The organism is Rhizobium sp. R634 (genome assembly GCF_002211305.1).
In the GTDB taxonomy this organism is placed as follows: domain Bacteria; phylum Pseudomonadota; class Alphaproteobacteria; order Rhizobiales; family Rhizobiaceae; genus Rhizobium.
On sequence record NZ_LOKW01000023.1, the window covers coordinates 315088 to 328689 of the forward strand.

Annotated in this window: 13 protein-coding genes and 1 pseudogene; 11 read left to right on the forward strand and 3 right to left on the reverse strand. The window is 60.4% G+C overall.

Translation table 11 applies throughout. The annotated features are described in order from the left end of the window. Positions 1-286: 286 nt before the first annotated feature. The 3 genes from ATY77_RS19455 to ATY77_RS19465 all read left to right on the forward strand — a co-directional run bounded on the left by ATY77_RS19455 (position 287) and on the right by ATY77_RS19465 (position 7008). On the forward strand, positions 287-4702 hold the full coding sequence (locus tag ATY77_RS19455; RefSeq protein ID WP_088688447.1) for a strawberry notch family protein: 4416 nt from the start codon (positions 287-289) through the stop codon (positions 4700-4702). Positions 4703-4713: 11 nt separating this feature from the next. Then, positions 4714-5751 (forward strand): toprim domain-containing protein, encoded by a 1038-nt coding sequence (locus tag ATY77_RS19460; RefSeq protein WP_088688448.1) that lies wholly within the window; start codon positions 4714-4716, stop codon positions 5749-5751. Between the two features lie 321 nt (positions 5752-6072). Next, positions 6073-7008 (forward strand): DUF2493 domain-containing protein, encoded by a 936-nt coding sequence (locus tag ATY77_RS19465; protein ID WP_088688449.1) that lies wholly within the window; start codon positions 6073-6075, stop codon positions 7006-7008. A gap of 61 nt (positions 7009-7069) precedes the next feature. Here the strand turns inward: ATY77_RS19465 and panD are convergent, their stop codons facing one another. Continuing rightward, positions 7070-7528, reverse strand: coding sequence for an aspartate 1-decarboxylase (panD, locus tag ATY77_RS19470; protein ID WP_088688450.1), 459 nt, complete (start codon positions 7526-7528; stop codon positions 7070-7072). A 708-nt stretch (positions 7529-8236) separates the two neighbouring features. Between panD and ATY77_RS19475 the strand changes: the two genes are divergently transcribed. Together ATY77_RS19475 and ATY77_RS19480 are read left to right on the forward strand one after the other, a co-directional pair. Further along, entirely contained in the window at positions 8237-8560 is a 324-nt protein-coding gene (locus ATY77_RS19475; RefSeq protein WP_088688451.1) for a DUF736 family protein, read from the forward strand. Positions 8561-8622: 62 nt separating this feature from the next. Next, the gene (locus ATY77_RS19480) at positions 8623-8949 is read left to right on the forward strand and encodes a hypothetical protein (protein ID WP_088688452.1); all 327 of its coding nucleotides are present in this window, start codon (positions 8623-8625) and stop codon (positions 8947-8949) included. A 75-nt stretch (positions 8950-9024) separates the two neighbouring features. Here ATY77_RS19480 and ATY77_RS19485 read toward each other — a convergent pair whose 3' ends face one another. Then, entirely contained in the window at positions 9025-9303 is a 279-nt protein-coding gene (locus tag ATY77_RS19485) for an HU family DNA-binding protein (RefSeq protein ID WP_088676189.1), read from the reverse strand. Positions 9304-10164: 861 nt separating this feature from the next. Here ATY77_RS19485 and ATY77_RS19490 point away from each other — a divergent pair. From ATY77_RS19490 to ATY77_RS32615, 3 genes and pseudogenes are all read left to right on the forward strand, one after another. Then, positions 10165-10458 (forward strand): annotated as a pseudogene (locus tag ATY77_RS19490) (type II toxin-antitoxin system RelB/DinJ family antitoxin). Positions 10459-10543: 85 nt separating this feature from the next. Then, on the forward strand, positions 10544-10807 hold the full coding sequence (locus ATY77_RS19495) for a hypothetical protein (RefSeq protein WP_088688453.1): 264 nt from the start codon (positions 10544-10546) through the stop codon (positions 10805-10807). A 28-nt stretch (positions 10808-10835) separates the two neighbouring features. Beyond that, complete coding sequence (locus tag ATY77_RS32615; RefSeq protein WP_141103952.1) at positions 10836-11153, forward strand: hypothetical protein; 318 nt, start codon at positions 10836-10838, stop codon at positions 11151-11153. Between the two features lie 494 nt (positions 11154-11647). Here ATY77_RS32615 and ATY77_RS19500 read toward each other — a convergent pair whose 3' ends face one another. Continuing rightward, on the reverse strand, positions 11648-12013 hold the full coding sequence (locus ATY77_RS19500; protein WP_088688454.1) for a MarR family transcriptional regulator: 366 nt from the start codon (positions 12011-12013) through the stop codon (positions 11648-11650). Between the two features lie 98 nt (positions 12014-12111). On the opposite strand from ATY77_RS19500, the gene ATY77_RS19505 reads away from it, so the two are divergent. From ATY77_RS19505 to ATY77_RS19515, 3 genes are read left to right on the forward strand one after another with little or no spacing between them, the layout of a single operon-like run. Next, on the forward strand, positions 12112-12648 hold the full coding sequence (locus ATY77_RS19505) for a hypothetical protein (protein ID WP_088688455.1): 537 nt from the start codon (positions 12112-12114) through the stop codon (positions 12646-12648). Between the two features lie 3 nt (positions 12649-12651). Beyond that, positions 12652-13302: a lytic transglycosylase domain-containing protein gene (locus ATY77_RS19510; protein ID WP_088688456.1), complete on the forward strand. Its 651-nt coding sequence runs from the start codon at positions 12652-12654 to the stop codon at positions 13300-13302. Continuing rightward, positions 13299-13598: a TrbC/VirB2 family protein gene (locus ATY77_RS19515; RefSeq protein ID WP_088688457.1), complete on the forward strand. Its 300-nt coding sequence runs from the start codon at positions 13299-13301 to the stop codon at positions 13596-13598. The genes ATY77_RS19510 and ATY77_RS19515 overlap by 4 nt, the downstream gene beginning before the upstream one ends. Positions 13599-13602: the final 4 nt, after the last annotated feature.

A 13602-nucleotide genomic window follows, 5' to 3' on the forward strand; every position in this document is an offset into this window, starting at 1 on the left:
TATGCAATCCAAATATCGCGACCCTTGCCGCTCCGGTCCCTGAAATTGGAGCTGTCGATTATGATAATTGGAAAGTCAAATACCTGTTGCTTGGGACTGGCTGGCATGAATTTTGGGACCCGGCAGTCGGTCGGATGCGTGCTTCCGGCTGCTGGTTGCCGCTGACAGGCGTCCGTCTCTCTCGACGGCGATCAGAGAGGGAGAGAGGGGCCGGAAAGGGTTGGCCTGGCGGGTTTAGAGAGCGCTCGACCGGGCCGATCCTTTCCTCGCTCTCGATGGGTTCTCCATGACCATCTCGTCTCTAGTCGCCGACGCGGCCACACCCTCGATTGTTTCCATACCTCACGGCAGCCGAGGCGGCTCTATCCTCAATGCCGCCAATGGGCTGCTTGCTTTTCTTGAGCAGGGTCGGCCCGTCGGCTCTGCCGACCTGCGCACTGTTATGACCGACGTTTTCGGTGGCAGCGATGCGGCGGGCTTCTGGCTTTGGAAAGACGCCTATGAAGCGGCCGAAGTCGCTCAGGTCTTGTTCCTGCGTAAGTTCGGCACAGCAATCGCGGCCCGTTGCAATGCGCCGCAATTGGCGCTCGCGATGCTGACGAAAGTTGCAAAGCTCCTGCCGACCCACAGCCGGCGGTCGGAAGAGAGTCAGGCGCTGCAGCAGCTTTCAACCCCGCTTCCCCTGGCTTTTGTCGCTGCACGGGCCGCAGCGATCAAGGCCGACGACCTTGTTCTCGAGCCCTCGGCCGGGACGGGGATGCTTGCAATCTTCGCCGAGCTTGCGCGCGCCCATCTCGCTCTCAACGAAATCGGCGACCTCCGTGCAGACGTGCTGCAAGAGCTGTTCTCCAAGAGGGTGGTCAGCAGGCACGATGCGGCTCACATCGACGACTATCTTGATGACGCGGTACGACCGACCGTAGTGCTGATGAACCCGCCCTTTTCGGCCGGTGTCCATGTCGAAGGCAGAGTCGCTGACGCCGCCTGGCGTCATCTCTCTTCGGCTCTTGCGCGCCTTGCGCCCGGCGGTCGTCTGTTGACGATCACGGCTTCGTCGTTATCTCCTGACAACGGCAGATGGCGCGAGCCCTTCGTCCGACTTCAAACCCAGGGGACGGTAATCTTCAGTGCCGCCATCGATGGCCGTATTTACGCTCGCCATGGCACTACGGAGGAAACGCGCCTCACTGTCATCGATAAAGTTCCGGCACCTGATCCGGCGCGGGTGATCGCCTCCCGGAGCATGGCGCCGGATGTCGAAACGCTGCTGGAATGGATCGGCGACCTCCCGCCGCGTGCGGCATTGTCGTCCTCGCCGGCGGTTGCTCAAACCGCTGCGATAAAAGCATATTCGGTTCTCGATACTCGGAATCGGGATAGGTCACCAAAGCCTATTGCTCCGAAGGTCGAGACCAGCGCCGCCACAGCTGCGAATGACATCGTCGAGCTTGCCTACGAGCTGGTTGACACCGACGTTCGAGCTGAACCGAAAATTGGCGTCGACGTTGTCTACGAACCTTACCGCCTGCAGACGATCCGTATCCCGAATGCCAAACCGCATCCGGATCGGCTGGTCGAGTCGATGGCGATGGCATCGGTCGCACCGCCGCAGCCGGGCTATCGTCCGCATCTGCCGCGCTTCATCGTCGAGAGCGGCGCACTTTCAGATGCTCAGTTGGAAAGCGTCATCTATGCGGGGGAAGCCCATAGCGGCCATCTCGCCGGCAACTGGACGGTCGATACGTCGTGGGACAATCTCAAAGCGGCGAGGGACGAAGACCAAAGTGCGGTACGTTTCCGTCGTGGTTGGTTCCTCGGCGACGGTACCGGCGCGGGCAAAGGTCGGCAAGTCGCCGGCATCATCCTCGACAACTGGCTGAAGGGAAGGCGCCGGCACGTCTGGATCTCGAAATCCGACAAGCTGATCGAGGACGCCCAACGCGACTGGAGTGCGCTCGGTCAAGAAAAGCTGCTGGTGACGCCGCTCTCGCGCTTTCGTCAGGGACGGCCGATCCAACTGCAGGAGGGAATCCTGTTCGTCACCTTCGCGACGCTCCGCAGCAACGAGCGCGAGGGAAAAGACTCACGCGTTCAGCAGATCGTCGATTGGTTGGGCCAAGAGGCGGGGAATGGCGAAGCCGCGACAGGGAACGAAATGCGCTTTGATGGCGTGATCGTTTTCGACGAAGGCCATGCCATGGCCAATGCTGCCGGCGGCAAGACCGATCGCGGCGACAAGGCCGCCTCGCAGCAGGGAAGGGCAGGGCTTCGACTGCAACGCGCGCTTCCCGATGCCCGCGTCGTCTACGTCTCGGCCACCGGTGCCACGGATGTCGAGTCTCTCGCCTATGCCGAACGGCTCGGTCTCTGGGGCGGCGCCGACTTCCCGTTTCCCACCCGTTCGGAATTCATCGCCGCGATCGAGGACGGCGGCGTCGCCGCCATGGAAGTGCTTGCCCGCGATCTGAAGGCGCTTGGACTCTACGCCTCCCGCTCGCTCTCCTTCGAGGGTGTCGAATACGACATCGTCGAACATCGCCTGACCGACGAGCAGATCCGCATCTACGATGCCTATGCGGAAGCATTCCAGGTCATCCACAATCATCTCGATGCCGCAATGCAGGCGGCTGGGATCATCGGCGCGACCGGCACGTTGAACCGCAACGCCAAGGCGGCGGCCCGCTCGGCCTTCGAGAGCTCGAAGCAGCGCTTCTTCAATCATCTGCTGATCTCGATGAAGACACCATCGCTGTTGAAGTCCGTCGAGGATGATCTGAAGGCGGGACATGCGGCGATCATCCAGATTGTCTCGACCGGCGAGGCGCTCACCGAACGCCGGCTGGCGCAGATCCCGACATCGGAATGGAACGACATTCAGGTCGACGTCACCCCGCGCGAATATGTGCTCGGCTATCTCGCGCATTCGTTTCCCGTCCAACTATTCGAGGAATTCTCCGATGGCGACGGCAATCTCAGTTCACGACCCGTCTACGATGCCAGCGGGCAACCGGTTCTATGCCGCGAGGCCGTCCAGCGCCGTGACGAACTGATCGAAAAGCTGGGTAGCCTTGCGGCGGTCTCGACTGCCCTCGATCAGATCGTCCAGCGTTTCGGGACTGAGATGGTGGCGGAGATCACCGGCCGCTCACGCCGCATCGTCCGCAAGGATAGCGGATCGATCAGCCGCTATGCTGTCGAAAACCGGCCGGGCTTGGCCAACCTCGACGAAACCCGAGCCTTCATGGAGGACCAGAAGCGCATCCTGATCTTTTCGGACGCGGGGGGCACTGGTCGCTCCTATCACGCGGAACTGACGGCCAAGAACCAGCGCCTGCGAGTTCATTATTTGCTTGAGGCCGGCTGGCGCGCCGACGTGGCGATCCAGGGGCTCGGTCGCAGCCATCGCACCAATCAGAAGCAGCCGCCCCTGTTTCGCCCTGTCACCACCAACGTCAAGGCCGAACGGCGCTTTCTCTCCACCATCGCCCGGCGGCTCGACACACTTGGCGCCATCACCCGCGGCCAGCGCCAGACCGGCGGACAGGGCATGTTTCGCAGCGAGGATAATCTCGAATCCCAATATTCCCGCGATGCGCTCCGGCAGTTCTACGGGCTGCTTTACGCCGGCCAGATCGGTGGATGCTCGCTCAGCCAATTCGAGGCGGTGACTGGTCTATCGCTGACGTCGGATGAAGGCGGCCTGAAGGACGACCTGCCGCCAATCCAGACATTTCTTAATCGAATGCTGGCGCTGACGATCGCAATGCAGAACCTGTTGTTCGATGCTTTCGAGCAATTGCTGACCGCACGGATCGAGGGCGCCATTGCGGCGGGAGTCTATGACAAGGGTCTGGAGACGATCACCGCCGACAGCATGAAGCTGACCGATCGGCGGACGATCTACACCCATGCCAACGGCGCGCAGTCGCATCTGCTGACGATCGAAGAGAAGCGCCGCAACCAGCCGATGTCGCTCGCCGATGTCCAGGCTTTGGTGCAGCAGGATCCACGCGCAACGCTGATGATCAACGGCAAGTCCGGCCGCGCCGCAGTCATGGTGCCGACGCTGTCGATCATGCTCGACGATGGCTCGATCCAGCCGCGCGTCTCTTTGCTCCGGCCGCTCGATGAGTTGCGCTTCGAAGTCCGTCAACTGGAAGAGACCAACTGGGAAGCGGCCGACCTGAGGAGCTTCGAGAAGGCCTGGATAGCCGAGATAAATAATCTGCCGGAATTCTCCGTCTCGACGCTGCACATCGTCAGCGGTTTGCTTCTGCCGATCTGGCGCCTGCTGCCGCAGGATTATCGCCGCGTCTATCGATTGGAGACGGATGACGGCGAGCGCATCGTGGGTCGCGTCATCGCCACGTCGGTGCTTTCCGCGCTTTGCCGTAATCTCGGTGTGGATCAGGCCCAGACGATATCAGCCGCACAGGCTTGGGCCTCGCTCATCGGCGGATCATCGGTGGCCGTGCTTGCCGGCGATCTCAGCCTGCGTCGCGTCCGGGTGATGAATGACCACCGGATCGAACTCGCCGGCTTCAGCGATGGCATGCGCGACTGGTTGAAAGCCATCGGACTTTTCTCTGAAATCATTGCCTGGAAAACGCGGTTCTTCTTGCCCGTGACGGAGGAAGGACCGTCGATCCTCAATAGGCTGATCGAGCGTCATTGGCTGCTCGAGCTCTCGAGCCGAAGCTGAGGGAGGTGATCATGGCATCCGCCTCCGAACTGGCTGCCCGTCTCGCGCGTGATGCCGAAGCGGTGTGTCGTCATTATCTTTCGGCCGGCCGGCGATATGGCAACTACTGGATCGTCGGCGATACCTGCAACAACAAGGGGCGGTCGCTCTATGTTCATCTGGCCGGCCCACGGGTCGGTCGCTGGACCGATGCCGCCACCGGTCAATACGGCGATCTCCTTGATCTTGTTCGTGAGAGCTGCGGCCTGATCGATTTTCGCGATGTCGCGAGCGAGGCGCGGCAATTCCTGCGCCTGCCGAAAACGGAGGGAGCGTCGGCATATCAAGCAACCAGCGCCACAGGCCGAACCAACCGCCCAGCATCCGCGCGGGCACGGCGGCTTTTTGCGATGGGGCAGCCGCTCAGCGGCACACTTGCCGATAGCTACCTGCGACAGCGCGCGATCTTGCGCGGATCGGAGCACGCCAGTCTCCGTTTCCACCCTTCCTGCTATTACCGCGATCTGCTCACGGGCGATATCGCGCGCTATCCGGCCCTGATTGCTGCTGTCACAAGTCCAAGCGGTGCGATCACCGGGGTGCATCGGACCTGGCTCGACCCGAACGGTGACGGCAAGGCGAAGGTCGAGGATCCCAGGCGAGCATTGGGCAGCCTGCTCGGCAATGCAGTGCGTTTCAACGTGCCAGCCGATGCACCCGTGTCGGTGATGGCGGCAGGTGAGGGCCTCGAAACCATGCTGTCGCTGTCGCATGTCATGCCGGGAATGCCGATGGTGGCGGCGCTCACTGCCAACCACCTTGCGGCCTTCCGGGCGCCGACAAGCGTCTTACGCTTCTATATCGCTGCGGATGCGGATGCGGCCGGCCGGCACGGGATCGAAAGGCTGAGCCAGGCGGCTCGATCAATCGGCATCCTGCCGCTCGTGCTCGCGCCCGAACTCGGCGATTTCAACGAGGATCTGCGCAGGCTGGGACCGGACCGGTTGACGGCGAACCTTCGTCGGCAGCTTATACCCGAAGACGCCGCTGCGTTTCTACCTGCTGCGTAACACCGGCCAGGCGAGGGCGCGAAGTGGCGTCAGGTCGGATTCTGATGGACGCGGCGTCATGGTTCTCCATGTTTGCCCGCACCCGCCAGCCTGCCGAGAGGCGACCCATACCACGCGGTGCCCTGACCTTCAGCGGGTCGCTCAGGTTTCTTCCCCGCAGCGGCTTTGCCGCGGCTCCTCGCGAGCCAAGAAACCCTCCCTCCGCCGCCCGGCGCTTCGCTGGGCCGCGGCGCGATCCGCCGCGGTTCCGGCCCGGTCCCACGTGGACAGGGATCGCCGTCAGGCCGCGAGAGGCGCGGCGAAAAACCGACGGAGATCGACATGAACCTTTTTCCATCCTTCAACGAGGCCCCCGAGCCGCAGCACGCATCCTCCCCGACCGACCGCTTCATCTACGAGATGCAACTGCACGGGTACCGCCCTTTCCAGGACGAGCCCGATCCTCGCCCGCTCCCTGAAGAACCGGCCGTCCAGGGGTCGCTGACCACGATCTTTGACGCCCTGTTCGAGATGCTCGGCGACACGCGGCTCGAACCTGATCTCGAGGACCTCTTCTGGTCGACCGTCAATCTCTTCCACCGTGCCGGCGAGCGCATCCAGCGTGAGCTCGACCGCAACGAGGAGGCGCAGCGCAGCGGTCAACGCGAACAGGACGGCTCCGAAGTCAAAAGCGTCGAACTCGAACGCCTGATCGCCGAAGGCATTACAATGCTGGAGCGCCGCAACAGCTTCGAGTTCATGCGCGACTTCGCCGCTGACCTCTTCGAGGCGCAAACCGGTTCCGCCTGGCGGCCGCGCACCGGCTCGAAAATCAGCCACGCCAACATGACCGCGGCGATGATCGATAGCCGTGATTTCCTGTCTGCCCGGCGGCGCGCCGAGACCGAAGTGCTGATCCCGCCCGGCACCAAGATCGCCTTCGCAGGCGGGATGGACTATAACGACCACGATCGCATCTGGGCGAAGCTCGATCAGGCCTATGCCAAGCATCCCGACATGGTCCTGCTCCACGGCGGCTCGCCTAAGGGCGCCGAGCGCATCGCCGCCTGCTGGGCAGAAGCCCGAAAGGTGACACAGATCTCCTTCAAGCCGAATTGGACCAAACACGCCAAGGCTGCTCCGTTCCGCCGCAACGACGAGATGCTGTCCGTCATGCCGGCCGGCCTGATCGTCTTCCCTGGTAACGGCATCACCGGCAACCTCGCCGACAAGGCGCGCCGGCTCGGCATTCCGGTCTGGCAGGCAGGCGGCGATTAGGCCGCCTTGTCGCCCATACGGTGGACAGAAGAGCGATCGGTCGACGGTGGCAATTGGATGGCTAAGTGGATGGCTTGGTGACAAGAAGCGGGATAGGAAGTGCAGCATTCGCATCGTCAAGGATTTCGAAGGAATGCCTTCCTTCGTCGTCGATTGACACGGAGTAACTCATTCGATCCTGGATGTGGTTGTTCTCATCAAAGGTTAGGATCTTCGGCTTCAGCGATGTGATCCGGTTCTCGTCGAGATAGATCGAGTTGCAGATGATAATTTGGTCCCCGGGCTGGCAGGTGCGGGCAGCCGCACCGTTGAGAATGCAGCACCGGGAGCCTCGCTCGCCCAGGATGACGTACGTCGAGATTCTGGCTCCCGAATTTTTGTTCCAGATCTCGACGAACTCCATCGGGAGTATGCCCGCTTCTTCACAGTGATCGGGATCCAGAGTAATCGAGCCATGATAGTTGAGATTTGCCTCTGTCACGTAGATGCCGTGCAATTTGCCAGCCACCAATTTTCGCATGTTCCCTCGCCTCAAATTTCAACGACGGCTTTATTAGAGGAAACTTGAAATCGACAAAAGAAGTTTGCTGCGATGCCCCGGCTCCGTCGAGCGGTATGTGGAAACCGCCACCCACTTCGTGGGCCACGGCTTGCAGGGACTGACGCGCTCGTCCTGATCGATAATTGCGAAGAAGCCATCAAAGTCCTGCTGGCGGCGCGCCCTCCGATCGGAAGGCTTTTGTAGTCTGGGTATTGTTTCAGAGGAAGCGTTAATCCCGGGCACGAACCGACTCCGGACAATCGCCTTTACGGTGCCTTTTGGTGCGGCTGCGTTCGTGGCTGACGTTCTGCCTTCACCCATCGCCGCAGACGAGTGTCACGGTTTACCCGCTAAACAATCTCAGGACGGCTCGCGCCATTGAGGCGATCGGGCTTGGAAGCGAGCCGTTACGCAGGGGGCGCGCGAGACGGCGGCAGCCCGGATTCCTCAACGACGGTGACGGGCTCCTGGTGGCTGCATCGAGGTGCGGTCGAGCCTTAAGGGCGCTTCCTCCGTCGGAGGCTTCGAAACCATTCCCTTCTCTATGTCGCCTTTCTAAGGGACCGGCCGCAATCAGCGTCAACCCGCAAGGGGTTCCCCTGCGCTGACGCTCCGGTGACGCCTGCGGCTCGCCCCCTTCTCCGGGCGCCATCGGGAATGGTCCCGAGCAACCGAAGGAGAATTACCATGGCTACCACGATCGCAACCCTGACGCAGAAGACCGATGGCAGTCTCGAAGGCGTCTTCGCCACCATCCGGGTCAATGCCTTGATCGCCATTATCCCCAATGTCAACAAGGCTAGCGAAGAAGCTCCGGATTACCGCATCATCCACCGCAAGACCGGCTTCGAAATCGGCGCAGGCTGGAACCGCATCGCCCGCCAGACCGGTGAAGAATATCTCTCCGTCAAGCTCGAAGCGCCCGAGATCGGCGTCATCTTCGGCAATCTCGCACCCGCTCCCGGCGGCGAGGCAAATCGCAAGGTCATCCTGTGGAACAACCCGGCCTGAGCGAGGTGGCCGGTCCCGAAATGGATCGGCCTCTCCCATCCACCTAATCCGAGGAGATGGCGATGAGCCGCTATACGATCACCGTCACCAGAACCGCATTACGCCATGCCGATCCCGATGCCGTCATCGGATACGACCGCCCGCTACAGACGTTCTTTCTCCAGGCCTTCGCCGACAGCGAGGGTGAGAACCTGGCGCTCTGGCTCGGTACTAATATCCGGGCGTTTGAAACCCTGTCCGATCTCCGCGCAGCCGCGATCGCTCTGGGTTACGACTTCGTTCCGATCGCATCTGGCACGCTATGCCGGCTGCTCGACGACTATGCCCGAGAGGCGATCTGCCCGGTGCCTGATAGCATTGTCCAGGATTTGCAGCCTCAAACTCACTAATCGGCGCTAGTTGCGCAAAACACGAAAGCCCGACCTCTGCTGGAGGCCGGGCTTCCTCTTATTCGCCCAGTTGGCCTACTTGTTGAGGGCATCCTTCAGGGCCTTGGCCGGCGTGAAGGCCAGCTTCTTCGCCGCGGCGACCTTGATCGTTGCGCCGGTCGCGGGATTGCGCGCTTCCCGCTCCGGCGTGTCCTTGACCTTGAACTTGCCGAAGCCGGGCAGCGAGGTTTCGTTTCCGGCGACGGCAGCCTCGGTAATCGAGGCGATCACAGCCTCGACGATTGCCTTACCTTGCGCCTTGGTCAGGTTGTGCTCAGTAGCGATCTTGTCGGCGATTTCATTGGTGGTGGTCATGTCAGTCTCCGCATCGTGATTGATATGGAATCCGTGACAGGCGATTTTCGTCCTGTCATCGGTGAAGAGTGAGTACGACGTTCAAAGCGCTGGATTTCCACAGCTTCTGATCGAGCGCAGCACTCCGCGTTCTGAGAGCCACGACAGTGTCCGCCGCCCCCGACAATTATCGGTGCCACACGAGAGGTTGGTTGTCTGCTTAGTCCCTCCGAGGGTGTCATGGCGGTCTGGCTCTACTCGTGTCGCTTCGCGCCACTCCCGGAGCCCGCTTTGCGGTCTCCGCCTCCGGTCACGATCCATCTCGCGGGCCAAGAAGCGATGTCGACGCCTCATGTCGAAACGGCGCCTCATCCATATGGCCGGCTGATCGCCGGATACGGTCGCGGCGCCTGCCGGCACCGCGGTGCTCTTCTTCTCTGACGTCCTATTGTGCACCCGCCACTCCGGCGTCAAGGACTGCGTGGGCTCCTTTCGTCAGAAACGAAAAGGAGAATGCGTCAATCAAAAGTTCAGCAGAATGGTCGATAGATAGTCAGCGGAATGGTCGATAGGAAGTCAGCGGAGTGGTATGTTGCTAGAGCCAAGCATTGACAAAAATGTCCATCGATCACGGCTCGCAAACCTTCACGTTACTGCGACCGAAGACCTTGAACACAGTTGCAAAATCAGCCTTGTACCTTTGCAGTCCTTCCTGTCTCGATCTCCTCAATCATTGCTTCGAAATCTTGTGGCAATGCTACATAATTCAGCAAGAATGCCGCCGCGGCGACACTTTACCCGAACCAAGACAACGGATGGCAGTTCCTTGAATGTGTCTCAATCGAGATACACACATGAACGTAGAGGTCAGGAGAAACTGCGATGGCCGCACACACATCCATGCTGCACGTTCGAGTAGACGACAAGCTCAAGGCCGATGCCACCGAAACACTGTTTCGGCCTATCCGTCTCGGATGCCGTGCAGATGTTCCTAACCCGCGTCGCCAAGGAGGGCGTCCTGCCAGTCGCTCTGACGACCGCCCCGAAGCGCACGACGAATGGTTCCGTGCCAAGGTGCGCGAGGCGCTGGTCGATACTCGACTAGGCGTGCCGCATCGGCAGGTCATGGACGAGGCACAAGCATTGATCGACAGGAAGCGCCGTGCCCGAGCTTAAATGGTTTTGCTGAAGACGAATTATTGCCCCGGTCAAACCGAGTCGATAAAATATCCCCGACAAAAGAGCGAGCTTGGAGTGTGCCGTGACAGATCAAAGCATCTCGTGGAAACAGGATGGAATCGACTCCGGCTGGTTCTTCGCCCAGGGCGTCGGTTCGGTGAGAAGCAGTGTCAGCTACCGCCCAGGCGGGTGGTGGTTCCTTGCGGAATGGCTACCCGACACTGAAGAGCATGATATCGGCCCCTTCAAAACCAAAGCAGCCGCGATAGCCGAAGCGGAGCGCCTTGCCGTTCAGCGGCTAAAGGACAATCATCGATCGCATGTGCTCACGACCTACTGTCAATAGGTCGGTTGGAAATGGAACCGATACGAAAATGAATGTTACGGAAATCATCGCCGCAATAGAGCGCGTTATTGAAAGCGCGACTCCAGGACCATGGTACGGTCGTGGATCTAAGGGTTCTGAAAGTTATGGGGGTGGATGTGTTGCCACGACAACAACCTATCAGGACATAAATTTTAAGGCGATCGCCGACGTAAGATCGCACTCTTCGGAAATCAGCTACGATCAAGCTGCTGCAAATCGCGAGTTTATTGCGGCCTGCAATCCTGAAAATATCGCCGCTCTTATCTCGGCCTACAAGGAGTTGGAGAGAAAGCTGGCGGCTGATGGCGTGTCTCTGTCGACATAATCGTAACAGCCTTTGCTGTTCGGCAGCCGGCTCAGAGCCTATGACCCGGGCGTCGTCCCAAACCTTCGGCGAACTTCCGAAATGCAGATGGCGACTTTCGATCGGGCCACAACGGGGTGGGGCTCCAGCCTTGTCAAAATCGTCATTAACGCCTGTCTTCAGGAAGCGTGCTTTTGCGCGGCGTAGACTACCGCGTGCGAAACACCTTTGCAGATAAACGGAACGCACGGGCGGGGGCAGTCGGTTCCGCCTCCCTGCCGGCCGCTATGCTGAGGCTCCTGCGGCTGCCCTTGTTCCGCCCTTAGCGTGGCGAGAATTCCCGAAATCCGCCTGACGGCGCCGCTATGCTGATTTCTCCGATACTCTTCATTGTTTGATTGTAACCCGCCTGCGGGCGGGTTGCCCCATTATCCCTGATCACTGCCGGCAGCCATACGATCGGGACTGCCAGATGATTCGCATCTCGGCCCATGAAGCATCGAAAATCAGTCAGTTTAACCGGCCTCCTGGCTGGCGCGAAAGGAACTCAGCTTGCTCAGGAGCTCCCCAGAGATCTCGAATTGCCGCGCCGTTCCCCGGCCCATGGAGTTCTTCCCCATCGTCTCTAAAAGCATTCCCCGCTTTACCAAAAGGTCGACCGTCTCCTTCACGCCGCTTCGCGTCAGCTCGGTAATCTCGATGATATTCGAGAGGGTTAGTTTCTGGTGGGCCTGGGTCATCGTATAGAGGATCGTCATCATGCCGATCTGCTTCAGTCTCGCCTGCGGGGTTTCGTCCGCCAGCGGATGATCGAGGATCTCATGAAGAATGAGGCCGGAGAAGGCAAGGTTGTGCCATTGCGTTTTAATCGCGCTTGTCATGTCATTTAACTGTGCTATATACGGCAGTATGAGCCTGGGAAGTCCGATTGGATCTCCCGAAACGCAATAGGGCGCCGTGGTCTCGAAGGATCCTGTTCATGAAAAGCCTTCTCCTGAATTCACTGCTCGCGGTCTGCTTCGTCGCGCCACCCTATCTTATTTCCGGCAGTAAAGCGCGGGCCGAAGATTGGGGATGCCAGGTTATCCTATGCCTTTCCAATCCCGGCGGGCCGACCCAATATGGCGAATGCCGGCCGCCGATCCAGAAACTGTGGCAGGCGCTTGCCGAGGGCCACTCGTTCCCGACCTGCAGCGGCGTCGGTTTTCAGAGTTCGCGGCCGGGTTATGAACCCTATTATTGCGATGCCGGGTACAGACTGACGAGCGATTATGGTCCGCGCGGGCAGGAAACGACCTGCGTGTCGACGTCGCTGCAGCCGGTGAGCAACAGCCTCTGCTCAAATGACGAGGAAGACTACACCCACAACAATTCGGTGCTGTCGCCACATTGGCAGCGCGTGGACGGACGGCGCCAATGCATGGGCTATCCGATAACGCGTCCGAATGTGCGATCGCAGCCGCACTATGTCGATGTCACCATCGACGGCGCAGGCACGCAAAGGGTCTGGTACTGATCGATGGCTGCTTCTTTCGTCGATATCGCGCAAACCTGCGCGCCGATGGCGCACGTCGAGACGCTGGCAGGCATCATAAGCCTCGAGAGCCGTTTTCAGCCTTTCGCCATTCGCATCAACAGCGGTCCGCCACTCGCCGCCCAACCCGGGTCGAAGGCGGAGGCGATCGAGGTCGCCACGTCTCTGATTGCCGGCCACCAGGATATCCAGATCGGGCTCGGCGGTATCTCGATAGAGGAGCTTCAAAAACTGAAGCTATCCGTCGCCGACGCCTTTGATCCCTGCCTGAGCCTCAAGGCCACGGCCACGCTTCTCGACGGATACTACCGCGCCGCATTACGTGAGGGGGATCCGGCTAAGGCCGAAAGCCTGATGCTCCAATCCTACTATGGCCGCGATGATCCATCCCTCGGCGCCATGGTCAGATATGACGAGCAGGTGCGCCAGGAAGCAAAGCGGTTATCGCCGATGCTTGCCTCCCTTGAGATTGGCGAGCCCGATGGTCGGGCCGGGCCGACGCAAGATGAGGCGCCGCCGGCGCTTGCGAAACAATCCTCCCAAACCGCCGAGGCCGTATCCTGGGATGTTTTCAGCTCAGGGCGGCAATCCTCGGTTCTCGTTTTTCCGAATGATCGATCGGAGCAAAGTGAATGATCTCCAAAGCCCGTCTTCGCCCCCTTGCCGCATCCACGCTCATGGCGGGCGCCATTGTCATCTGCCTGGTCGAGCCAGCCTTCGCCCAAGCCGCCGGCATCGAAACCGTTTTGCAGAACATCGTCGACATGCTGACCGGCAATATCGCCCGCCTGCTGGCCGTCATCGCCGTCATCATCATCTGCATCGCGTGGATGTTCGGCTACATGGATTTGAGGCGGGCCGGATTCTGGATCATCGGGATCGGCGGCATTTTCGGCGCCACCGAGCTGGTCAACACCATCGTCGGGAATTGAGCGC

What these genes read in the sequence shown, in the direction of transcription:
- ATY77_RS19455 (WP_088688447.1), top strand. Translation starts at nt 287, where the DNA reads ATGACCATCTCGTCTCTAGTCGCCGACGCGGCCACACCCTCGATTGTT.
- ATY77_RS19460 (WP_088688448.1), top strand. Translation starts at nt 4,714, where the DNA reads ATGGCATCCGCCTCCGAACTGGCTGCCCGTCTCGCGCGTGATGCCGAA.
- ATY77_RS19465 (WP_088688449.1), top strand. Translation starts at nt 6,073, where the DNA reads ATGAACCTTTTTCCATCCTTCAACGAGGCCCCCGAGCCGCAGCACGCA.
- panD (WP_088688450.1), bottom strand. Translation starts at nt 7,528, where the DNA reads ATGCGAAAATTGGTGGCTGGCAAATTGCACGGCATCTACGTGACAGAG.
- ATY77_RS19475 (WP_088688451.1), top strand. Translation starts at nt 8,237, where the DNA reads ATGGCTACCACGATCGCAACCCTGACGCAGAAGACCGATGGCAGTCTC.
- ATY77_RS19480 (WP_088688452.1), top strand. Translation starts at nt 8,623, where the DNA reads ATGAGCCGCTATACGATCACCGTCACCAGAACCGCATTACGCCATGCC.
- ATY77_RS19485 (WP_088676189.1), bottom strand. Translation starts at nt 9,303, where the DNA reads ATGACCACCACCAATGAAATCGCCGACAAGATCGCTACTGAGCACAAC.
- ATY77_RS32615 (WP_141103952.1), top strand. Translation starts at nt 10,836, where the DNA reads ATGAATGTTACGGAAATCATCGCCGCAATAGAGCGCGTTATTGAAAGC.
- ATY77_RS19500 (WP_088688454.1), bottom strand. Translation starts at nt 12,013, where the DNA reads ATGACAAGCGCGATTAAAACGCAATGGCACAACCTTGCCTTCTCCGGC.
- ATY77_RS19505 (WP_088688455.1), top strand. Translation starts at nt 12,112, where the DNA reads ATGAAAAGCCTTCTCCTGAATTCACTGCTCGCGGTCTGCTTCGTCGCG.
- ATY77_RS19510 (WP_088688456.1), top strand. Translation starts at nt 12,652, where the DNA reads ATGGCTGCTTCTTTCGTCGATATCGCGCAAACCTGCGCGCCGATGGCG.
- ATY77_RS19515 (WP_088688457.1), top strand. Translation starts at nt 13,299, where the DNA reads ATGATCTCCAAAGCCCGTCTTCGCCCCCTTGCCGCATCCACGCTCATG.